Source organism: Halobaculum halobium (genome assembly GCF_030127145.1).
Taxonomy (GTDB): Archaea; Halobacteriota; Halobacteria; order Halobacteriales; family Haloferacaceae; genus Halobaculum; species Halobaculum halobium.
Genome location: NZ_CP126158.1, coordinates 2,552,841 through 2,571,232, shown reverse-complemented (window position 1 = coordinate 2,571,232; position 18,392 = coordinate 2,552,841). Strand labels below are relative to the sequence as shown.

The 18,392-nt window shown below is 69.5% G+C and carries 25 protein-coding genes, 1 tRNA gene and 1 pseudogene; 10 read left to right on the top strand and 17 right to left on the bottom strand.

Going from position 1 to position 18,392, the window contains the following annotated elements; genetic code table 11:
• Positions 1–70 precede the first annotated feature (70 nt).
• On the top strand, positions 71–244 hold the full coding sequence (locus P0Y41_RS13430; protein ID WP_284061821.1) for a hypothetical protein: 174 nt from the start codon (positions 71–73) through the stop codon (positions 242–244).
• A 58-nt stretch (positions 245–302) separates the two neighbouring features.
• Positions 303–998 (top strand): deoxyribose-phosphate aldolase, encoded by a 696-nt coding sequence (deoC, locus tag P0Y41_RS13425; protein WP_284061820.1) that lies wholly within the window; start codon positions 303–305, stop codon positions 996–998.
• Between the two features lie 46 nt (positions 999–1,044).
• Here the strand turns inward: deoC and P0Y41_RS13420 are convergent, their stop codons facing one another.
• Both P0Y41_RS13420 and P0Y41_RS18025 read right to left on the bottom strand, forming a co-directional pair.
• Positions 1,045–1,413, bottom strand: a complete 369-nt coding sequence (locus P0Y41_RS13420; protein ID WP_284061819.1) for a PQQ-binding-like beta-propeller repeat protein — start codon at positions 1,411–1,413, stop codon at positions 1,045–1,047.
• A gap of 317 nt (positions 1,414–1,730) precedes the next feature.
• Positions 1,731–2,231: pseudogene (locus P0Y41_RS18025) on the bottom strand (outer membrane protein assembly factor BamB family protein); the annotation flags it as partial.
• 154 nt (positions 2,232–2,385) lie between these two features.
• Here P0Y41_RS18025 and P0Y41_RS13410 point away from each other — a divergent pair.
• From P0Y41_RS13410 to P0Y41_RS13400, 3 genes are all read left to right on the top strand, one after another.
• Complete coding sequence (locus P0Y41_RS13410; protein WP_284061817.1) at positions 2,386–3,636, top strand: tRNA (N(6)-L-threonylcarbamoyladenosine(37)-C(2))-methylthiotransferase; 1,251 nt, start codon at positions 2,386–2,388, stop codon at positions 3,634–3,636.
• 78 nt (positions 3,637–3,714) lie between these two features.
• The gene (locus P0Y41_RS13405) at positions 3,715–4,293 is read left to right on the top strand and encodes a S26 family signal peptidase (RefSeq protein ID WP_284061816.1); all 579 of its coding nucleotides are present in this window, start codon (positions 3,715–3,717) and stop codon (positions 4,291–4,293) included.
• Between the two features lie 186 nt (positions 4,294–4,479).
• A complete protein-coding gene (locus tag P0Y41_RS13400; RefSeq protein WP_284061815.1) occupies positions 4,480–4,941 on the top strand; it encodes a hypothetical protein in 462 nt (153 codons plus the stop codon).
• A gap of 53 nt (positions 4,942–4,994) precedes the next feature.
• Here the strand turns inward: P0Y41_RS13400 and P0Y41_RS13395 are convergent, their stop codons facing one another.
• The 8 genes from P0Y41_RS13395 to P0Y41_RS13360 form a co-directional block, all read right to left on the bottom strand.
• Complete coding sequence (locus P0Y41_RS13395; protein ID WP_284061814.1) at positions 4,995–5,975, bottom strand: cation diffusion facilitator family transporter; 981 nt, start codon at positions 5,973–5,975, stop codon at positions 4,995–4,997.
• A gap of 138 nt (positions 5,976–6,113) precedes the next feature.
• Positions 6,114–6,377: a DUF7314 family protein gene (locus tag P0Y41_RS13390; RefSeq protein ID WP_284061813.1), complete on the bottom strand. Its 264-nt coding sequence runs from the start codon at positions 6,375–6,377 to the stop codon at positions 6,114–6,116.
• Between the two features lie 4 nt (positions 6,378–6,381).
• Complete coding sequence (locus P0Y41_RS13385) at positions 6,382–6,846, bottom strand: DUF7315 family membrane protein (protein ID WP_284061812.1); 465 nt, start codon at positions 6,844–6,846, stop codon at positions 6,382–6,384.
• A gap of 151 nt (positions 6,847–6,997) precedes the next feature.
• A complete protein-coding gene (locus P0Y41_RS13380) occupies positions 6,998–7,762 on the bottom strand; it encodes a cytochrome b family protein (protein ID WP_284061811.1) in 765 nt (254 codons plus the stop codon).
• 6 nt (positions 7,763–7,768) lie between these two features.
• On the bottom strand, positions 7,769–8,575 hold the full coding sequence (locus P0Y41_RS13375) for a cytochrome b (RefSeq protein WP_284061810.1): 807 nt from the start codon (positions 8,573–8,575) through the stop codon (positions 7,769–7,771).
• Between the two features lie 4 nt (positions 8,576–8,579).
• Positions 8,580–8,966, bottom strand: a complete 387-nt coding sequence (locus P0Y41_RS13370) for a DUF7318 family protein (protein WP_284061809.1) — start codon at positions 8,964–8,966, stop codon at positions 8,580–8,582.
• A 3-nt stretch (positions 8,967–8,969) separates the two neighbouring features.
• Positions 8,970–9,596, bottom strand: a complete 627-nt coding sequence (locus P0Y41_RS13365) for a plastocyanin/azurin family copper-binding protein (protein WP_284061808.1) — start codon at positions 9,594–9,596, stop codon at positions 8,970–8,972.
• Positions 9,597–9,673: 77 nt separating this feature from the next.
• Positions 9,674–10,591, bottom strand: coding sequence for a DUF7319 domain-containing protein (locus tag P0Y41_RS13360; protein ID WP_284061807.1), 918 nt, complete (start codon positions 10,589–10,591; stop codon positions 9,674–9,676).
• Between the two features lie 332 nt (positions 10,592–10,923).
• On the opposite strand from P0Y41_RS13360, the gene P0Y41_RS13355 reads away from it, so the two are divergent.
• Positions 10,924–11,802, top strand: a complete 879-nt coding sequence (locus P0Y41_RS13355) for a cupredoxin domain-containing protein (protein ID WP_284061806.1) — start codon at positions 10,924–10,926, stop codon at positions 11,800–11,802.
• Between the two features lie 78 nt (positions 11,803–11,880).
• Positions 11,881–12,366, top strand: a complete 486-nt coding sequence (locus tag P0Y41_RS13350; protein ID WP_284061805.1) for a DUF7321 family protein — start codon at positions 11,881–11,883, stop codon at positions 12,364–12,366.
• Between the two features lie 25 nt (positions 12,367–12,391).
• On the opposite strand, the gene P0Y41_RS13345 is transcribed toward P0Y41_RS13350, so the two are convergent.
• Both P0Y41_RS13345 and nth read right to left on the bottom strand, forming a co-directional pair.
• Positions 12,392–12,613 (bottom strand): hypothetical protein, encoded by a 222-nt coding sequence (locus P0Y41_RS13345; protein ID WP_284061804.1) that lies wholly within the window; start codon positions 12,611–12,613, stop codon positions 12,392–12,394.
• A gap of 87 nt (positions 12,614–12,700) precedes the next feature.
• Complete coding sequence (nth, locus tag P0Y41_RS13340) at positions 12,701–13,384, bottom strand: endonuclease III (protein ID WP_284061803.1); 684 nt, start codon at positions 13,382–13,384, stop codon at positions 12,701–12,703.
• 136 nt (positions 13,385–13,520) lie between these two features.
• On the opposite strand from nth, the gene P0Y41_RS13335 reads away from it, so the two are divergent.
• Positions 13,521–13,655, top strand: a complete 135-nt coding sequence (locus tag P0Y41_RS13335) for a hypothetical protein (protein WP_284061802.1) — start codon at positions 13,521–13,523, stop codon at positions 13,653–13,655.
• Positions 13,656–13,813: 158 nt separating this feature from the next.
• Here the strand turns inward: P0Y41_RS13335 and P0Y41_RS13330 are convergent, their stop codons facing one another.
• From P0Y41_RS13330 to P0Y41_RS13310, 5 genes are all read right to left on the bottom strand, one after another.
• Entirely contained in the window at positions 13,814–14,116 is a 303-nt protein-coding gene (locus P0Y41_RS13330; protein WP_284061801.1) for a hypothetical protein, read from the bottom strand.
• Positions 14,117–14,219: 103 nt separating this feature from the next.
• Positions 14,220–14,323: transfer RNA gene (locus P0Y41_RS13325), tRNA-Gln, on the bottom strand.
• A gap of 65 nt (positions 14,324–14,388) precedes the next feature.
• Positions 14,389–14,550, bottom strand: a complete 162-nt coding sequence (locus P0Y41_RS13320) for an FmdB family zinc ribbon protein (RefSeq protein WP_284061800.1) — start codon at positions 14,548–14,550, stop codon at positions 14,389–14,391.
• A gap of 112 nt (positions 14,551–14,662) precedes the next feature.
• Entirely contained in the window at positions 14,663–15,100 is a 438-nt protein-coding gene (locus P0Y41_RS13315) for a metal-dependent transcriptional regulator (protein WP_284061799.1), read from the bottom strand.
• A 2-nt stretch (positions 15,101–15,102) separates the two neighbouring features.
• Positions 15,103–15,588, bottom strand: a complete 486-nt coding sequence (locus tag P0Y41_RS13310; protein ID WP_284061798.1) for a ferritin-like domain-containing protein — start codon at positions 15,586–15,588, stop codon at positions 15,103–15,105.
• A 159-nt stretch (positions 15,589–15,747) separates the two neighbouring features.
• On the opposite strand from P0Y41_RS13310, the gene P0Y41_RS13305 reads away from it, so the two are divergent.
• Both P0Y41_RS13305 and P0Y41_RS13300 read left to right on the top strand, forming a co-directional pair.
• Positions 15,748–17,031, top strand: a complete 1,284-nt coding sequence (locus tag P0Y41_RS13305; RefSeq protein WP_284061797.1) for an MFS transporter — start codon at positions 15,748–15,750, stop codon at positions 17,029–17,031.
• A gap of 66 nt (positions 17,032–17,097) precedes the next feature.
• Positions 17,098–18,375, top strand: a complete 1,278-nt coding sequence (locus P0Y41_RS13300) for a saccharopine dehydrogenase family protein (RefSeq protein WP_284061796.1) — start codon at positions 17,098–17,100, stop codon at positions 18,373–18,375.
• Positions 18,376–18,392: the final 17 nt, after the last annotated feature.

The following is an 18,392-nucleotide window of genomic DNA, read 5'->3' as shown; positions in this document are numbered from 1 at the left end:
TTGGGGAAATCGTCGCACCGGGGTGTCCGGGATCGAAACCGTTAGCCGACGCGGTCGTCGCGGTGGACCCGTGCACCCGCTCGTCCGTGCCCTTCTCTCGCTCGCCGTGACGCCCGTGACGCTCGCGTTGTCGTTCGGGGTTGCGCCCGACCCGACTGGCGTCGCTCCCCTCGCCCTCGGCGTCGTCGCCTCGGCGGTCGCCGCGGTCGTGACGTACCGCGTGCTCGCGGCAGCCGAATCGTGAGCGGCGACACCCGGAAGACACTCGGTAGCTTTTCCGGGGCAGCACACGAGTCGCCGGTATGACCGACGACGCGTCCGACGCGTTCGACGCGCACGCCTTCGCCGACCCCGCGTCGCTCTCGCTCGACGAGTTCGCCGCGACCATCGACCACACGATACTCGGACCGGAGACGACGCTTGAGGACGTCGCCCGCGTCCTCGACGAGGCCGACGAGCACGACATGAACGCCTGCATTCCGCCGTGTTACGTCGCCGAGGCCAGCGAGCGCGCGCCGGAGGTGACGCTCGCGACGGTGATCGGCTTCCCGCACGGGCAGCACACCCCGGCGGCCAAACGGGCGGAGGCGGAAGACGCCTGGCGCGAGGGCGCCGACGAACTCGACCTCGTGATCAACGTCGGGCGCTTGCGCGCGGGCGACGACGACGCGGTTCACGAGGAGGTCGCCGAGGTCGTCGCCGCCGTCCCCGTCCCCGTGAAAGTCATCATCGAGACGGCGCTGCTCTCGGACGACGAGAAGCGCCGCGCGTGCGACGCCGCCCGCGACGCCGACGCCGCGATGGTGAAGACGTCGACCGGCTTCGCCGACGGCGGCGCGACCGTCCCGGACGTGGAGCTGATGAGCGAGTACCTCCCGGTGAAAGCCAGCGGCGGCGTCGGCAGCTACGAGGAAGCGATCGCGATGCTGGAGGCGGGCGCCGTCCGAATCGGGGCATCCTCCGGCGCGGCCATCGTCGCCGGCCACCCGGACGCCTGAACGGCGCCGACCGTGGGTGGAACTCACAAATCCGGGCGTGGGGTACTTACTCCAGCACGACCACGCCGGACGAGCCGTCGAGGTCGTCGGAGGCGACGACGAGCGCGCCGTCGGCGACGGCGACGGCTCTGACGGGCAGTTCCCGTCGCCAGCGCTCCACGTCGATCCGGTAGGGGCCGACGCCGACGCCGCCCCCGAGCGCGTACGCCCGGAGCGCGCCGCCGACGCCGACGTACAGCGTGTCTCCCGCGGCGACGGCGGGCGACACCGGGGCGACGCGATCGACGGCGACGCGCCAGCGCTGCCCGCCGTCCTCGGCGCCGAACGCCGAGACCCCTCCGAGCCCGCGCCCGCGAGCAGCCCGCCGGCGTGGACGAGCGCGTCGGTCACCGTCGGCGCGCCGACTGCGTGCCACTCCGTGCGACCGGCCGCCGCGCCCGTGGCGAGCCGGAGGACGCCGCCGCCGAAGGTGGCCGCGTACACGGAAGCGGGCGCCGCGGTCAGCGCGCGGACCGTGCCGGGAAGTTTCCGTCGCCACAGCGGGACGCCGCGGGGCTCGCCCGCCTCGGTCTCGACGACGTGCAGCTCGTACGCCTCGCCGCCGGTCGTCCCGACGTAGATGCGGTCCTCGCGGGCCGCCAGCGAGTAGACGCCGGTGAACGCCCGGAACGTCCAGCGCGACTCCCCGGTTCGCGGCGCCAACGCCGCGACCCGGCCCCCGGTGTCACCGACGATCACCGAGTCGGTCGCGGGGGCGGGAAGCGGCGCGACCGCGAAGTCGGCCGCCGTCTCGACGCGCCAGCGCTCCTCGCCGGTAGCGGCCTCGAACGCGTACACAAGCGGCTCATTCCGGCTGGAGGCGTACGCGACGCCGTCGGCGACGGCGACGCCGTAGGGGCTGATCGGGGCGCGCCAGCGCTCGTCGCCGTCGCGCAGGCGGAGCGCGTACAGGCCGTCCTCGGCGGGGACGAACGCCGTCCCGTCGGCGACGACGGTCCGGCCGACCGCCCGCCCCGTCTCCGCGCGCCAGCGCTCGGTCGGCGGCGTGCGCGGCGCGACCGCGTCCGGGGCGTAGCTCGTCGCGCGCGCCCCGCGCGCCGGGAGGGGCCACTCGGTGGTCGAGTCCCGCCCGGGAGAGAAGGTCGTCGCGTCCGGACCGTTCCCCGAGCAGCCCGCCAGCCCCGCGGCTCCGGCGGCGGCGAGCCCGGACAGCAGCCGGCGACGGGAGGGCATTGGTTCGGCGGATCCTTCGCCGGACAGCGTATATCGGTTTCCCATCCCCAGTGGGGACAGCGCCGCGCGTCCAGATCACTCACCGCAGGCGGCGCCGCTCGTCACCCCGGACCGTACCCCTTAACCTCGCGCGCGGGAAGATTGGGATACGCGAATGGCGACGTACCACATCGAGACCTACGGCTGCACGTCCAATCGGGGTGAGAGCCGCGAGATCGAGCGCCGGCTCCGCGACGGCGGCCACCGCCCCGTGGACGGACCCGCCGAGGCGGACGTGGCCATCCTCAACACCTGCACGGTCGTCGAGAAGACCGAGCGCAACATGCTGCGCCGCGCCGAAGAGCTGAGCGACGAGACCGCCGACCTCATCGTCACCGGCTGCATGGCGCTCGCGCAGGGCGAGCAGTTCGCCGAGGCCGACGTCGACGCGCGGGTGCTCCACTGGGAGGACGTGCCCACCGCCGTGATGAACGGCGAGTGTCCGACGCCGACCGAGGGAACCGCCCCCGTGCTCGACGGACAGGTCGGCATCCTCCCCATCGCCCGCGGCTGCATGAGCAACTGTTCGTACTGCATCACGAAGTTCGCGACCGGGCGCATCGACTCCCCGCCCGTCGCCGAGAACGTCGAGAAGGCCCGCGCGCTCGTCCACGCCGGTGCCAGCGAGATCCGCGTCACCGGGCAGGACACCGGCGTCTACGGCTGGGACGAGGACGAGCGGAAGCTCCCCGAACTGCTCGATCGCATCTGCGACATCGAGGGCGACTTCCGCGTCCGCGTCGGCATGGCCAACCCCGGCGGCATCCACGGCATCCGCGGGGAGTTGGCCGACGTGTTCGCCGAGAACGAAAACCTGTACAACTTCATCCACCTCCCCGTGCAGTCCGGCAGCGACGACGTGCTCGAAGAGATGCGCCGGCAACACCGGGTCGACGAGTTCCTCGAGATCGTCGAGACGTTCGACGACCGACTCGACGAGTGGACGCTCTCGACGGACTTCATCGTCGGCTTCCCCACCGAGACCGACCACGACCACGAGCAGTCGATGGCGCTGTTGCGGGAGGTGCGCCCCGAGAAGGTGAACGTCACCCGGTTCTCGAAGCGCCCCGGCACCGAGGCGGCCGACATGAAGGGGCTCGGCGGGCAGACGAAGAAGGACCGCTCGAAGGAGATGAGCGCGGCCAAGCGCGAGATCGTCGGCGAGGCGTACGAGTCGATGGTCGGCACCGAACGCCGCGTCCTCGTCGTCGAGGAGGGAACCGGCGACTCGGTCAAGTGCCGCGACGGCGCCTACCGTCAGGTGATCGTCCAGCGCGCCGACGACCGCGGCGTCGACCCCGGCGACTTTCTCGACGTGGAGATCACCGGGCAGAACACGATGTACGCGTTCGCCGAACCGGTCTGATCGATCCCGTCACGGTCGCCGGCGGGTGACCGCGGACGCGACCCGAAGACTGATTCCCTCTCGGTCGAACCGCTCCCCGTGATCCGCGCCCTCCGACAGGCGATCCGTGACGCCGCGAGCACGGCGCTCGCCGTAGCCGTCGTCGCGGGGCTCATGTTCGCCGTCGTCGGCGTGTGGCCGCCGATGGTCGCCGTCGAGTCGGGCAGCATGGAGCCGCACATGGAGCGGGGTGACCTAGTCGTCGTCGCTGAGCCGACGCGCTTCGGCGGTGACGGTGCAGTCGGCGGCGTCCGGGCCGCTCACGAGACGCCGACCGGGGATCGGACGTTCGGCGCCCGCGGCGACGTGATCGTGTTCACCTCGCCGACGTTGCAGGGGACCCCGATCATCCACCGCGCGCACTTCCACGTCGAACGCGGGGAGAACTGGTACGACGAGGCGAACCCGGCGTACCTTCCGCCCGGCGTCGACTCGTGTGCCGAGTTGACTGACTGTCCGGCGCCGCGCGCGGGGTTCATCACGAAGGGTGACGCGAACGCGCAGTACGACCAAGTGAACGGCAACGCTCCGATCGTCACCACCGACCGGATCCGCTCTGAGGCACACGTCAAGATCCCGCTGCTCGGTCACATCCGGCTCTTGCTCACCGGTGCCTGACTCTCACGGGTACCTGACCCCACCAGTGCCTGACCCCACCGGTGCCTGACCCGCTCCGATGCCTGATTCCACGGGTACCGCGACAGCCCTCCCACGACCGCACACCCCTGAAGGCCCACTGCTCGTCAAGGCGAACGTGGCGCGGTGGCCGCTGGTTTGATGTGAAGTGGCAACGTATTGATACCCATGCCCCGGCCTCGTCGCGAGGACCGCGCGGACGACCTCGGCTCGACGAGGACCGAGCACACCCTCCGGGACACCCTCCGCGAGATCCCGGTCGACGCGCTCGTTCCGGCGGGGTGGCGCGTCGGCACCGAGGTTGTGCAGTTCCGGGACGGCCTTCCCGCTGACGGCGTCACGCTCAGCCACGGCGACTACCCCCGCGATCTCGTGATCACCGACGCGGGCACCGGCGGCGACGAGGCGCTGGCGATCCACGAACGCGATCGCGTCGCCGGCCGCCGAACCGTCGTCGCCGGCGTTCCGGCGACGGGGAACGATCGGGCAGAACTGGAGGCTGCGATCCGCGCGGCCAGCCGGGCGGCCGCGCGCATCGAGACGGGCGCCACGGGTGATCCAACCGTCGATCGGGCGGACCCGTCGGTGTCGCTGTCGGGGGACGACGATCGGCGGGTGAACTTCTACTGACGGCCGGGGCGAGCGGGGTAGAATTGGGCCCGGGGACGCTCCGTGCCGAGCGCCTACCGATCGGTTGCGTCCGGATCGACGCCGTCCGGCGGATGGACGGTCGCGTCCGGTCCGCCGGCCTCGTCGACGGCGACCCGCGCGTCTGCGGCTTCTTTCCACTCGCCCAGCTCCTTCGGATCGACGTGGACGAACACGTCGTCGACGGCGGGGATCGCCCGGATGGACTCGACCACCTCGGTCTCGATGTCGTGCGCCTCGAACAGGGAGCGCTCGCCCTCGACTTCGATGTGGAGGCTCACGTCGACCTCGGGGCCGACGTAGTGGGCGACGACGTCGTGTGCACCCCGGACCTCGGGGTGTGAGAGCGCCCGGTCGAGGATCTCCTCGCGCAATTCAGCCGACGGGGCCGCGCCGACGAGGTAGGCGACGTTGTCGCGGACGATCTCGTAGCCGGTGTAGAGGATGCCGACGGAGACGGCCACGGCCGCCAGCGCGTCGAGCGCCGGGTAGCCGGCGGCCGCGCCGAGCACGCCGACCAGCGCTGCCAGCGCGGTGAGCGTGTCGTTGCGGTTGTCGAGCGCCGTCGCGACAAGCGCCGGCGAGTCGTGTCGCTGGCCGACGCGCAAACAGTAGCGATACAAGAGCAACTTCACCGCGCCCGTCCCGACGAGGACCGCGACGGCCAGCGGGCCGCCGGTGACCGCTCGCGGCGGCCCGGCCGAAAACAGCGCAGTCGCACCCGAGTAGGCGACGCCGATCCCGGCGACGAACACCCCCGCGGCGACGAACAGCGAGACGAACGGCTCGATACGCTCGTGGCCGTGCGGGTGCTCGAAATCCGGCGGCTGAGTCGTGAGGTACAGCCCGGCGACCACGACCGCGGAGTAGGCCACGTCGGCGATGGAGTTCACCGCCTCCGAGCCGACGGCCAGGCTCCCGGTCACGTGCCAGACGATCGCCTTCGCGACCGCCAACACCAGGTTGACGGCGAGAATGACCACGCCGACCCGGCGGACGGTCGCCCTGCGATCCATACCGGCAGTGGGATCGCGTGCGATGAAAAGCGCTCCGCACACGAGCCGGGTCCACCGGGTGACTCGACACCGACGAGAAGGCGACGGCGACGGGAGACAGAAGCGGCCGCCAGCGACGACTGCGGAGTGCGTAGCCGGTTACGCCGCGGAGGACGACTCGCGGACCTGGTTGATCGCTGGGATCAGCACCCAGAACGTCAGCGCGCCCATGATCGCCGTCCAGAAGAACACGTCGTTGAGGAAGATCCCGACGGCGTCGAAGACGCTGTTCGGCTCGGGAGGCGCCGCGATCAGCTGCTTGGGGCTCTCGAACGAGGGCGTCCGGTACCAGCCCGCGAGCACCATCCACGCGAGGCCCGCGCCGCAAAACAGCCCGAGGCCCTTGATGAACTCGTCTGCCATTATCCTACACTTCGCCGTCGTCGTCTTGAGAGTTTCCGTTTTCCGCGGTCATCCCGGCCGCTCGGAACCGCGAACCGAGGACGTACACGCCGGCACCGAACGCGATCAATCCCAGGCCCGCAAGCGAGAACAGCGCCGTCAGCAACGTCTCCGGGGGAACGATGCCGACGGCACCCAACACCCCGACGACGAACCGCCGCGTCAGCGACACCTGCAGCGTCGCCGCATCGAGCATGACGAACCCGAGCACGACCGTCACCACCGCCGCCAGCGTGGCGTACGCCGTGACTCGCTTGTACAGCGCGAGCGGGACGACCACGTCGCGGGCGCGGCCCTCGCCGCTCGCGACCGGCCCGTCTGGCTCGGACGCGTCGCCGCCGGCGGTCGGCCCCTCAGCGCTCGCCGTCGTCCCCGGCGGGCCGTCGTCAGACGCGGCTGCGGTGTCCCTCTCGCCGGGCGTCTCGCTCATGGCTCGTCGAAGGGGCTCGACGGTACTATGTCCTGCGGCATCGCTCGCGGTGGGCGCGAGCAGAGAGTGATGAGAACAAGCGGGCTCGCGTCGAAGCGGCGTCGAATCGAACTCGGCGAGCCGGACGAGTCGGGACCGTCCGCGACGGTGCCTACTTCGGGGGTCGCAGCCGGTAGTACCGGCGGTTGAGGTCGTACATGTACCCCTCGCGCAGCGTCTTCAGCACCGCGTAGGTGATCGCCCCGACGACGGGCGGAACGAGGAACGTCAGGTCGAACAGCAGGTCGACGTTCATCGGCATGAGGTTCTTCACCGAGAGCATCGACAGCGTGAACGCGAGCGTCACGCCGAACATGCCGACGGCCGCCCAGAACGGCTGCTCGACGGGACGCCGGGCCGACCCCTTGTTGATGAAGGGAACGACCGCGATGGCGCCGACGATGATGCCGTTGGCGAGCACGCCGTACGTGCGGTCGGCCATCAGCTTCTGGCCGCCGAGGATGGCGAGCTCGGGGTTGAGCGGGCCGAGCTTGAGCAGGCCGAACGACCAGTAGAGGTACCAGTCGGGCAGGATGATCGCCGGCGTCGAGTTGGGGTTCGCCGGGTCGCCGATGTGCGGCGGCAGCGTCGCCGAGAGGAAGATGATCATCCCGACGAAGAAGCTGGTGAGCGCGAGGTTGCGCACCGTCTCGTGTGGCCACGTCGGGAACGCGAGCACGTCGCGCTCGACGTAGTCGGACTCGCGCCGGAGCGACTCGTCCTCGCTGCGCGCGCGTTCGAAGTACTCGTACGTCAGTCGAGAGAGCCCCTCAGTGCGCTCCTTGCGCTCGCGCCACGTCGGAGTCTCGTCGTCCGGCGCGACGATACCCGTTCCGCCGTCCGTTTCAACGTCCGTGTTGGTGTTATCGTCGGTCATTGGTTATTAGTGCGGCTCAGCGATGCCCTGCACCCACACGATGCCGATGTGGATCGCGATGAGCGTCGTCACCACGAAGGGGAGCAGGAACACGTGCAGGATGTACATGCGCTGCAGCGTCGCTTGGCTCAGCGAGAAGCCGCCGAACAGCAGCTGGGCGACCCACTCGCCGATGAGCGGGATCGAGAGGCTCATCTCGACGCCGATCTGGCCGGCCCAGAAGGCCAGCTGGTCCCACGGCAGGAGGTATCCGGTGTACCCGAACACCATCGTCAGCGAGATGAGCACGATGCCGAGCAGCCAGTTCAGCTCGCGGGGTTCCTTGTACGCGCCCGTGAAGTAGACGCGCAGCATGTGCAGGAAGACCGCTGCGGTCATCACCTGCGCGGACCACCGGTGGATCGAGCGCAGCATGAAGCCGAACTGGAGGTCGCGCATGATGAACGCGATCTGGCTGTATGCGATCGACGCCTCGCCCGGTCCCGCAGACCCGACCGCGGGGACGTAATAAAAGCCCAGTAAGGCGCCGGATATCGCCGCCACGACGTACGCGAGCGTGCTGAAGAAGCCCAGCGTGTACAGCGCGTACCAGTACCAGAACTTGTTGTCCAGGTCGTACTGCTCCGTGTGAGACTTCGGCATCTGGAGGTTCGACCGGTAGTACAGCGACTCCAGCAGCTCCAGGTAATCGACGATTCGGAGGCGCTTGTCGATCCAGATCAGCGCGGTGAGGAACGTCGCCTCGACCGGCGTGAGGTCCTTGCTCTCGAGCCAGTTCTTGTGATCGTACTCGTCTTTCTTTTCCAGACTCATCGTCTCACCGTTTGTAGTAGGGGTAGACGGCGCGTTTCACCTGCTCCCACGCGTCGCCGCCGATGTCGGTTCCGTCCACGTCTTCCTCGCGGATGTAGAGGTCCTCCCACTTGCGACGCCGCTTCTTGACGATCACGACGTCCGGGAGGAACTCCTTGCGGTACAGCGCCAGGATGAACGCGAGGTCGATGAAGACCACCGCGAGGATGCCGCCGAGGAACATGTTCCCCGTGTCGGAGAGGCCCCACCCGTTGACGAGGCCGTAGGTGAACATGAACACGAACACGACCTCGACGACCGTCAGGAGGACGATCGCGATGGCCGCGGCGGTGCTCTCTCGCGCCGGCTCGTATCGGTGAATGTCGCCGTAAGTGGATCCGGTACTGGACATCGGTTATCTCCCCGTCCCCGTGTGTGCGGACTCCCCGTACTTCACCAGATAGAACGTGAAGATCACGCTCATGATGATGCCGAGGATCGTCGCCGCGCCGACCCAGTGGGCCTGGATGGCGACGCCCAGTTCGTGGAGTTCCTTCGGGCCACCGCCCCCGGTCGACACCGTCGCCACGTCCTCGCCGACGGCGATGCCGCCGATCATTCCGAGCGAGCGGTGCGGGTCACAGTAGTACGTGTATATCCCGCCGGACTCGAACGTCACTTCGAAAGAGAACCCCTCGCCTTCCAGCGGTTCGTGGCCGGAGACGTCGCCGGGGTTGTCGTCGAACAGGACGTTGTGTCCGTCGGAGACCCAGTCGAACACCACGGTCGTTCCCGTGTCGATCCACAGCTCCGTCGGCAGGAACGCGAGGCCCCCGCCGCCGCCGACTTCGAGGGTCACCTCGGACTCGCCGCGGGCGTCGAGGTACTCGCCGCCCTCGGCGCCGTCGGTGTACCCGCCGAAATCGGGCCGTTGGCCGCCGCCGCCCTCCTGGGCCGCGGCGGTGCCGGCCGTCGCGGTCGCGCCCGCCCCGATGGCGGCCGTCGCACCGCCGGCCTGTCGCATAAAGTCCCGCCTCTTCATGGGTAGTTGAGGGTCGGGGTTGGGCGCGCATAAACCCACCGACCTCACGGCCGGCGCGTAGCCCGTACAACGGCCCGCTATCCGTCGGTTTCGTCTCCAGTCGTGCCGCCCGGAGCGTCGACGGACGACCCCGCGCCGTCGGCCGAAGAGACCGACGTATCCAGCGATTCCGGCTCCTCTCCCCGAGCCGTCGCGAGTGCCTCCTCGGCGACCTCCTCGAACGGGACGAATTCGGCTTGCTCGCCGGAGTCGGTGATACCGGCGGCTCGGAGCCGGTCACGGTACTCCTCGGCGCGGAACCGATCCGACAGTCGAGCGTTCGCGACCAGGCCGAACAGCAACACCCCCACGAGGACGAAGAACCCACCCATGACGGGCGCGACGATGGTCTCGACGCCCAAGAACAGCCACGCGACGAACAGCCCCATTCCGCCGAGGATCTGCATCGTCGCGACCGCCTGGATCATCAGGTTCCCGAACTCGCCGGTCCCCCCTTCGACCTCCTCGGGTGTCGGGAGTTCGTACTCCTCGGGTGGGTCGCGGACCTCGTAGGAGTCCATCGAGCACAGGGCCACGGTTGGCTTCACGTCGCGAAGCACCGTTCCTTCCCCCTCGACGCTCCCGTCTTCGTAGACGATCGCCCACCCCTCGTCGGAGTAGGCGACGACCGACGGCGGGTCGTTCCGACGGTCGAGCACCGCGAACACCTCCCGAGACGCGATCTGATTGCGCAGGTCCCGTTCGACCCGGTCGAGCAGGTCCCGACCGGTGATCCACGAGTCCGGATCGAACGCCGCGTCCCACTCGGCCGCGGTCATCTCCGCCATGTCGGCCGGGCCGAAGTTCTCGAAGTCGTACTTCTCCTCGACCTCGGCACGCAGCGCCTCGATGGAATCGTCGGACGCGTCGCCGAAGCCGCCGTCACCGGACGCGTCGTCGACCGACCCGGTAGCGACCGCGCGCGAACCCTCCGGCTCGTCCGAGGCGTCAGTCATCCCCTCCAACTCCGGGCCGTAGGCGCATAAGCGCCGCGACGTTCGACGGCACCTTGCGGCACCGACGAGCCGATGTTGGCCGAGCGTACTCGCCTCGCATGCGGTATGCAGCGGTTTCGTGACAGTTCGTGATCGAGAGCAGTCGAGACTGCCTCGTTGGATAGATCAGCGAACTGAGACGGCTATTTTCGGGATGAAATCCCCGTCGCAGCCGTCCGAGAAAATGTCAGCCTTCGGAACGTCGTTCGGCTACTAACGAACTCGTTCGCCGTCGATAACGGCCTATGGGTGACAACCAGAACCCAAGAGACGGACAGTCGCGACGAGACGTGATGAAAGCGATCGGCGTGGGGGCGGGCCTGACGGCTACCGGCGGGACCGCTGCCGCGCGCGCCGGCGACGCCGGAGCGCACCCGCAAACCGACGACGGGGAGCCGGGCACCTCCCCGGACGAACCGGGAACGGGAACCGTCCACGAGGTTCGGACGATGATCGGCGGGCCGCCGACGAACGCCGAGCGCCCGGCTGACTTCTACTACCAGCCGACTGGGCTCCACGTGGACCCGGGCGACGTGGTCAAGTTCGTCTTCGCCACGCCAGATCACAACGTCGTCGGGTACCACCCGGCGTACGGAATGCGCCGGCGCGTGCCGATCGGGGTCGAAGCGTTCTCCTCGCCGCTGCTCGGTTGGGTCCCGTCCTCGATTCCGGGCGACATGGTCGACCCGCCCGCGGAACCGACGGGCGAGGGAAGTGAGACAGGCGGAGGGGCGGGAGGTGACAACGGCGCCGAAGACGAGGGCGACGGCGAACTCGAGGGGCCGGTTCCGGACACGTGGCTCCACGGCTTCGACACGCCGGGCGTGTACGACCTCCTCTGTTCTCCACACGAGGGGTTCGGAATGGCGATGCGCGTGGTGGTCGGCGACGACCCGGACGCGCCGTTCGAGACGTCGGACCCGTCCGCGCTGCCAGAGCCGAGGACGGGACCGGTCGGTCTGGCGCGCGTGACGCTCACCGACCCCGCGCTGGAGCCGACTTCGATCGTCGAGGCCGGCACGGTCGAATGGCAGTCGCTCGAATCAGTCCAGTCAGGGTCCGGAAGCGGCGCGGGCGGCGACGGCGAGAATGGGGGCGAGGAGAACGGAGACGGAGAAACAGACGCCGAAAACGACGACGAAGCCGGGGAAGACAACGGGAACGACGACTAAGCCGTTCCGCCGCGGCCGTCACGACGGCGCGGCCGTCGTCGGAGGGCTTAGGAGTTCCCCGCTCCGAGGGAGTGACGGATGGTCTCCGAGGCGACGACGGCGACGGTGGCCGCGGTGATGGTGACGGCGAGCCTCCCCTTCTACCTGTACGGGGCGTGGATCATGGTCGGTCGCGACCAAAATCACGTCACCTGGGACCGCCTCATGCGGCACCTGCGCGTCATCCTTCCGGGGCTGGTGCTCAACACGATCCCGGTCGTGTTCTGGATGGCGCCGCGACTTCTCGACCAGTTCGGCGGCGTCGCCGCGCTGCACGCGTTTCTCGGATTACAGGCGTACGCGCTGCTCGCGTTCGGTCTGACCGGCATCGTCCGTATCTTCCAAGTGAAACGCGGCGCCGACCTCTACGAGCTCGAAGACCCCGACACGAACCTCAACGACCTCCACGAGAACATGGCCGCCTGGCGCGGCCGCCTCCGGATCGGGGTGTTCGGCTACGTGCTGTTCTGGGTGTTCGCGTACGTCGTCGGGCTGTACCGGTACTACGGGCTGTACATCGCGTGAGTCGGCACGGCCGCATCCGCAGTCCTCACGACTGGTATGGCTCCTCGTCGCGGTGGGCGTCGGGGTTCTCCTGTTCGGCCGCGTCCTGCTCGCGCGTCTCGCCGTCCGTATCGTCGCGTCCTGGCTCCTGCTCGGGAAGCGCTTCCTCCGGCGGCTCGCCGTCGTCCTTCGACGACGTGGCGTCCTCGGCCGTTTCGAGATCGGTGTCCTCCTCGACAGCAACACCGTGTTCGTCCGTGTCAGTCACGGGCGCCGGTTCGGCGCCCCGACACTCGAACGCGGCGGACGTTCCGAGTGGACTGGAACCGACGGCCGTTCGCCTCGACCGTGGGTGTTACCACGCCTCGCCGCTGGCGAGGTCGGCGTCGGCGTCGCCCCGCTCGGACGGACAGAGGTCCGCGAGCACACAGTCGTCGCAGTCGGGGTTCCTCGCCGTGCACGTCGCCCGCCCGTGGCTGATGAACAGGTGGGTGAACATCCGCCAGTCCTTCTCGGGCACGACGTCGACGAGGTCTGACTCGATGGCTTCGGGGCGCTTCTCCTCGGTGATCCCGAGGCGCCGGGAGATGCGCTGGACGTGCGTGTCGACGACGATCCCCTCGGTCACGTCGTGGGCGTGCTGGAGCACGACGTTCGCGGTCTTCCGTCCGACGCCGGGGAGGTCGGTCAGCTCGCTCATCGTGTCGGGAACCTCGCCGTCGTGTTCCGCCACGAGGATCTCGCCGATCCCCTTCAGGTAGCCGGCCTTGTTGTTGTGGAAGGTGATCCCGTAGATGTCCTCAGCGAGCTGCGCCTCGCTCGCCTGCGCGTAGTCCTCGGCCGCTTGGTACGTCTCGAACAGATCCTCGCACACGTCGTTCACCCGCTCGTCGGTACACTGCGCCGAGAGCACGACCGCGACGAGCAGCTCCAGTTCGGTCGAGAAGTTCAGTGAGATGTCCGTGTCGGGGTACTCCTCGTAGAGCCGATCCACGACCTCTGTGACCTGTGCCTCGCGCGAGTCCAGCGGGGTTCCCATACGCGTCAGTCCGCCGCCGCGGGCTTCAACGGTTCGGACCCGGCCACCCGAGTCACCCCGCGTGCGCGGTCACCGGCCCCCCAGCGCTCGGGTGGTCAAGGGGAACGGTTTAGTCCTCCCCCGCGAAGCGTCGGGTATGAACACCGGCCTCGACCGCTTCGGCCACGAGTCCTTCCGCGCGGCCGTCGGCACCGCTGCCGCCTACGGCGCGATCCTCGCGGTGATGACGCTGCTGCTGTTCGGCGTGCCGTACCTGCTGTTCAGCCTGTGAGCGCCACCGTTTAGTCGCCCCCGGGGCATTCGCGGGTATGGATCGACAGCAGGTGCTCGCGCTGGTTCTCGTCGGCTTGATGGTGTTCTCGTCGTTCGCGTACGCCGTGTCCTTCCTCTGATCTGAGCCGACATGGTCGCTGACCCGGCTCCCTCCGGTCAGTACAGCGGCTCCGGTTCGTCGCCTTCGACAGGCTCGACGCCGAGCGCGTCGGCGATCGCCAGCAACTCCGGCTTGGAGAAGCTCCCCGTCTCGGCATCCTCTGCCGTCTCAGTCAACCCGACGGCTGCCCTGACTCCCGCGCGGGTCGTCTCGTTGGTCGACCGGTGACCCGCGGGTACGTCGAGCGCGTCCGCAAGCGCCGCTAATTCCTCCTTGGTGAACGTCGCGGTCGCCTCGCGCTTGAACCGACCGACGCCGCCTCGGATGCCATTACGGATGTCGTGAACGGTGAGCGTCACGGGTAGGCGGTGGGGGCCGGGCGCTGAAAACGTCGCCGGCGGCCGGCGGGACGAGCGACCGTCCCGCTCGGTGACCCACTCTTGGTCCTCGCTCGTCGCAGAATAGTCCCGGGCGGATTCGAACCGCCGTCGAAGGCTGTCTTCCGCGCCCGGAGGAACCGGGTCGCGTCCAAAGGCCCTCATGATTGGCCACTACACCACGGGACTGCGCACCCGCCACTACCGCCCGGGGATACAATAGGATTGCTTTCTCGTCCGCCGGCCGAAGCCCGTCAGTGCGATCGCGATGCCCGCCGGATATCGAACCCGTCGCACTCGGGACACTGTTGTCTGTTCGCCTCGAATCCCCGCCCACAGCCGGCGCACTCGAAGTCCGGCTCGTCGTCGCCCGTCCCCACCAGCGACTTGATCCGGTCAGTCACACCACTACCCATGTGCGACAGCACTACCGAGGGGTTGCACTTAATCCCCCCAGGCTCTGAGGGGCTGGTCACGCCTGGGCCGGGTCACGTTCTGAGCGAACACGCGCACGGCCGCGACCCGCCGTCAGTCGGCCGGACTCTCCGACTCGACTTCCGCGAGGTACTTGCAGGCGTCCGTCTCGGCGTCGAAGCAGTCAGGACACTCGGAGGAGCGGTCGATGATGGTGTCGAGCCGCTCGGCGACGGTGTCGTCGATGACCGCCTCCAGCGAGCGCGCCTCCGCGCGGAACTCCTCGACCTCGAGCACGTTCGCGAGGAAGCGCTCGATGATGCAGTAGTTCGACAGCGCCTCGCGGGCCCGGACGATTCCTTCGTCCGTGAGCGAGACGCCCTTGTACTTCTCGTGTTCGGCGAGGCCACGCCCCTCGAGTTTCCCGATCATCTCGTTGGCGGAGGCGGGGCTCACGTCGAGCGCGTCGGCGACCGCGCCCGTCGACGCGGAGCCGTCTTCCATCTCCTGAACGAGGTAAATCGCCTTCAGGTACTGATCTGCCGTGTTCATCGTTATCGACGCTCCATGATCGCCGTTACTTCTTCGACGCCCTCGGCTTCCTCCTCGCGGATCGCCCGGAGCGTGTCGAGCACTCGCTCGCGGTCGACGGAGAACGACGAGTCGCTCCCCTCGATCGCCTCGATGAGGTCGTCGTAGAACTTGTAGGCGGTCTCCTCGTTACACAGCTGGTCGTACAGCACGCCGTCGAAGTCCTCCGGTTTCGTCTTCCCGTACTGCGCCTCGACGAGCGCCTCGATCTCCTCGTAGGAGACGGACTCGGCGTCGAGCTCGTCGATGAGGTCTTCGAGCCGGTCGCGGTGGTCCGCCGACTCGTCGGCCGCGTCCCGCAACAGCGCCTCGAGCTCGGCGTCGACATCGCCGTCCATCTCCCGGTGGTGCTGAGTGGATCGCGCCTCCACGACCTCCTCGAGCACCACCCCGATCTGGAGGAGCCGAGCGAGTTGGTGATCGGAGGTGACCCGCTGTCCCACGCTCACGGGCGATCACCCGCCTGCGGGGCGGCAGTGGGCCGATCGCCGACCGATTCCACGTTCATCGATTCAGCGTCGGAGGACGGCGACCGTAAGCCTTCCCCTCCAGACGGTTGCCCAGACACACGCAACACGCTCAAGCCGCCCGGCGTTCAACGGCCGCCGATGGCAGCCTCGAGCGACGCGCCGCCCGCGAGACCCTCCCCGCGCAGCGACCGGCGCGACCGGGCGGCGCTCGCGCTCGTCGTGTACGCCGTGTTGCTCGCGCAGACGCTCGTGTACCCCGGCGTCGACCTGCTCACCGCCGAGTTCGGCGGCGGCGGTGTCGCCGGACCGACGCTGTTTCTCGCGGTCGAGTTCGCCGCCTTCGCGCTGTTCGCCGGCCCCTGGGGGACGCTCTCGGACCGACTCGGCGAGCGTCGGCGCCTCGTGGCGCTGGCGGCCGGGGGCGGCGCGGCCGGCTACCTCGCGCTCGCCGCCGTCGCCGGCGGCGGACGCCCCTTCCTCCTGGCGCTGCTGTTGCGGGCGCTGCAGGGCGCGATGACCGTCGGCGCACTTTCACTGGCGATCTCCGCTCTCGCGGATCGCTCGGGCGGCAACGGCCGAAACATGGGCGTCGCCGGCATCGCGATCGGCCTCGGAACGGCCACCGGCGCGCCGCTCGGCGGCCAACTGTTCGAGGTCGGTGCAACCGTCCCGCTGTACGCCGCCGCCGGCCTGCTCGGCGTCGCCGCCGTCGGCTCGCTGGTCATTCCGGACCACCCGCCGGAGCCTGCATCCACGACGACGGACGCCGGCGGCGACGCGCAGCGTACCGGCGGCCACAGCGGGCTCGCGGCGCTGCTCGCCGGCGTACGCGACCGACGCGAACTGGCGGTGCCGTACGCGTTCGCGTTCGCCGACCGCCTCGTCGCGGGCTTTTTCGCGCTCGTCGGCACGCTGTACTTCCGGCAGGCGTTCGGGCTCGGTCCCGGGGCAACGGGACTGCTGCTCGCGGCGTTCTTCGCACCGTTCGCGCTGCTGCAGTACCCCTTCGGCCTCCTCTCCGACAGGATCGGCCGTGTCGTTCCGATCGCCGCCGGGTCGGCCGTCTTCGGTCTCGTGGTGATCGCGGTCGGCTTCGCACCGTCGGTGCCGGCGGTCGCCGCGACGATGGTCGCCGTGGGCGTGCTCGGCGCGCTGATGGCGCCGGCGACGCTCGCGCTCGTCGTCGATCTTGCGGCCGAGGACGGCCGCGGCGCCGCCGTCGCGGGCTTCAACGCCGCCGGCAGCCTGGGCTTCCTCGCGGGGTCGCTGGTTGGCGGTGCCGTCGCCGCAGAGTTCGGCTTCAGGGCGGCGTTCGTCGTCGCCGGCGGCAGCGAGTTCCTGCTCGCGGTGGCGGCGCTGCCGGCGCTGCTTCGACTCGGCCGGCGAGCCGGACGGACAGCGGTGTTCAGCGGCGGGGACTGACGCCGCTGGATCGCGCGGGCGGCGGTAACGCTGATTGGCTCCGCGGCCGACTGTCGACGTACCTGTATGCCAGACCACGACCGCGACTACGACATCGTTCTCTGGGGTGCGACCGGGTTCACCGGCCGCCTCGTCGCCGACTACCTCGCCGACCGCTACGGCGCGAGCGACCTCGACTGGGCGCTGGCGGGTCGCAGCGAAGATCGACTCGCCGAGGTCCGCGCCGAGGTGGCCGCCGAGCGCGACGGGGACGGGGTCGCGTCGCTCGACCTCCTCGTCGGTGACGCGTTCGACCGCGAGAGCCTCGACGCCATCGCCGAGCGCACGGCGGTCGTCTGCACCACGGTCGGGCCGTACGCGACGTACGGCTCGGAGTTGGTCGCTGCTTGCGTCGAACACGGCACCCACTACTGCGACCTCTCTGGCGAGGTCCACTGGATGCGAACCACGATCGACGAGCATCACGAGCGAGCGCGCGAGACCGGCGCGCGGATCGTCCACGGCTGCGGCTTCGACTCGGTGCCGAGCGACATCGGCACCCTGTTGCTCCAGACGCACGCCGAGGAGGAACTGGGAGCGTACTGCGACGAGGTCCACAGCCTCGTCTCGATCCGCGGCGGCGCCTTCAGCGGCGGCACGATCGCGAGCATGGTCGAGATGTACCGCGAGGCCGCCGAGGACCGCGACGTCCGCCGGATCCTCGCGGATCCCCGCGCACTGGACCCGCCGGAGAGTCGCGGCGCGCCAGCCGAGCGACCCCAGCGCGGAGTCAGCTACGATCGCGACCGCGACACGTGGACCGCGCCGTTCGTCATGGCGCAGATCAACGAGCCAGTCGTCCGCCGCTCGAACGCCCTCCTCGGCTACCCGTGGGGGCACACGTTCCGCTACGGCGAGACGCTCGGGACGGGCGACGGCGTCGGCGGCCTCGCGCGAGCGGGTGCACTCGCTGGTGGCCAGGGTCTGCTCGCGGGCGCGCTGTCGGTCGGCCCGCTGCGCGATGCGCTCGACCGCTACGTCCTCCCCGATCCCGGGGAGGGCCCAGACGACGAGACGATCGAGGAGAGCTCCTTCCAGGTGCGCCTCCGCGGGACGGGTGCCTCAGACGACCACCCCGGCGGCTTCGCCGTCGAGGCGGCGGTCCGCGGCGAGTACGACCCCGGCTACGGATCGACGTGCCGGATGCTCGGGGAGTCGGCGGTCTGTCTCGCCCGCGGCGAGGTCGACGCTCCCAACGACGGCGGCGTGTTGACGCCGGCCTCCGGGATCGGGCTGCCGCTGATCGACCGACTGGAAGGGACCGGCGTGTCGTTCGACGTGGAGACGGTCGAGGGTCGCGACTGAGTCGCCGACGCCGTCGC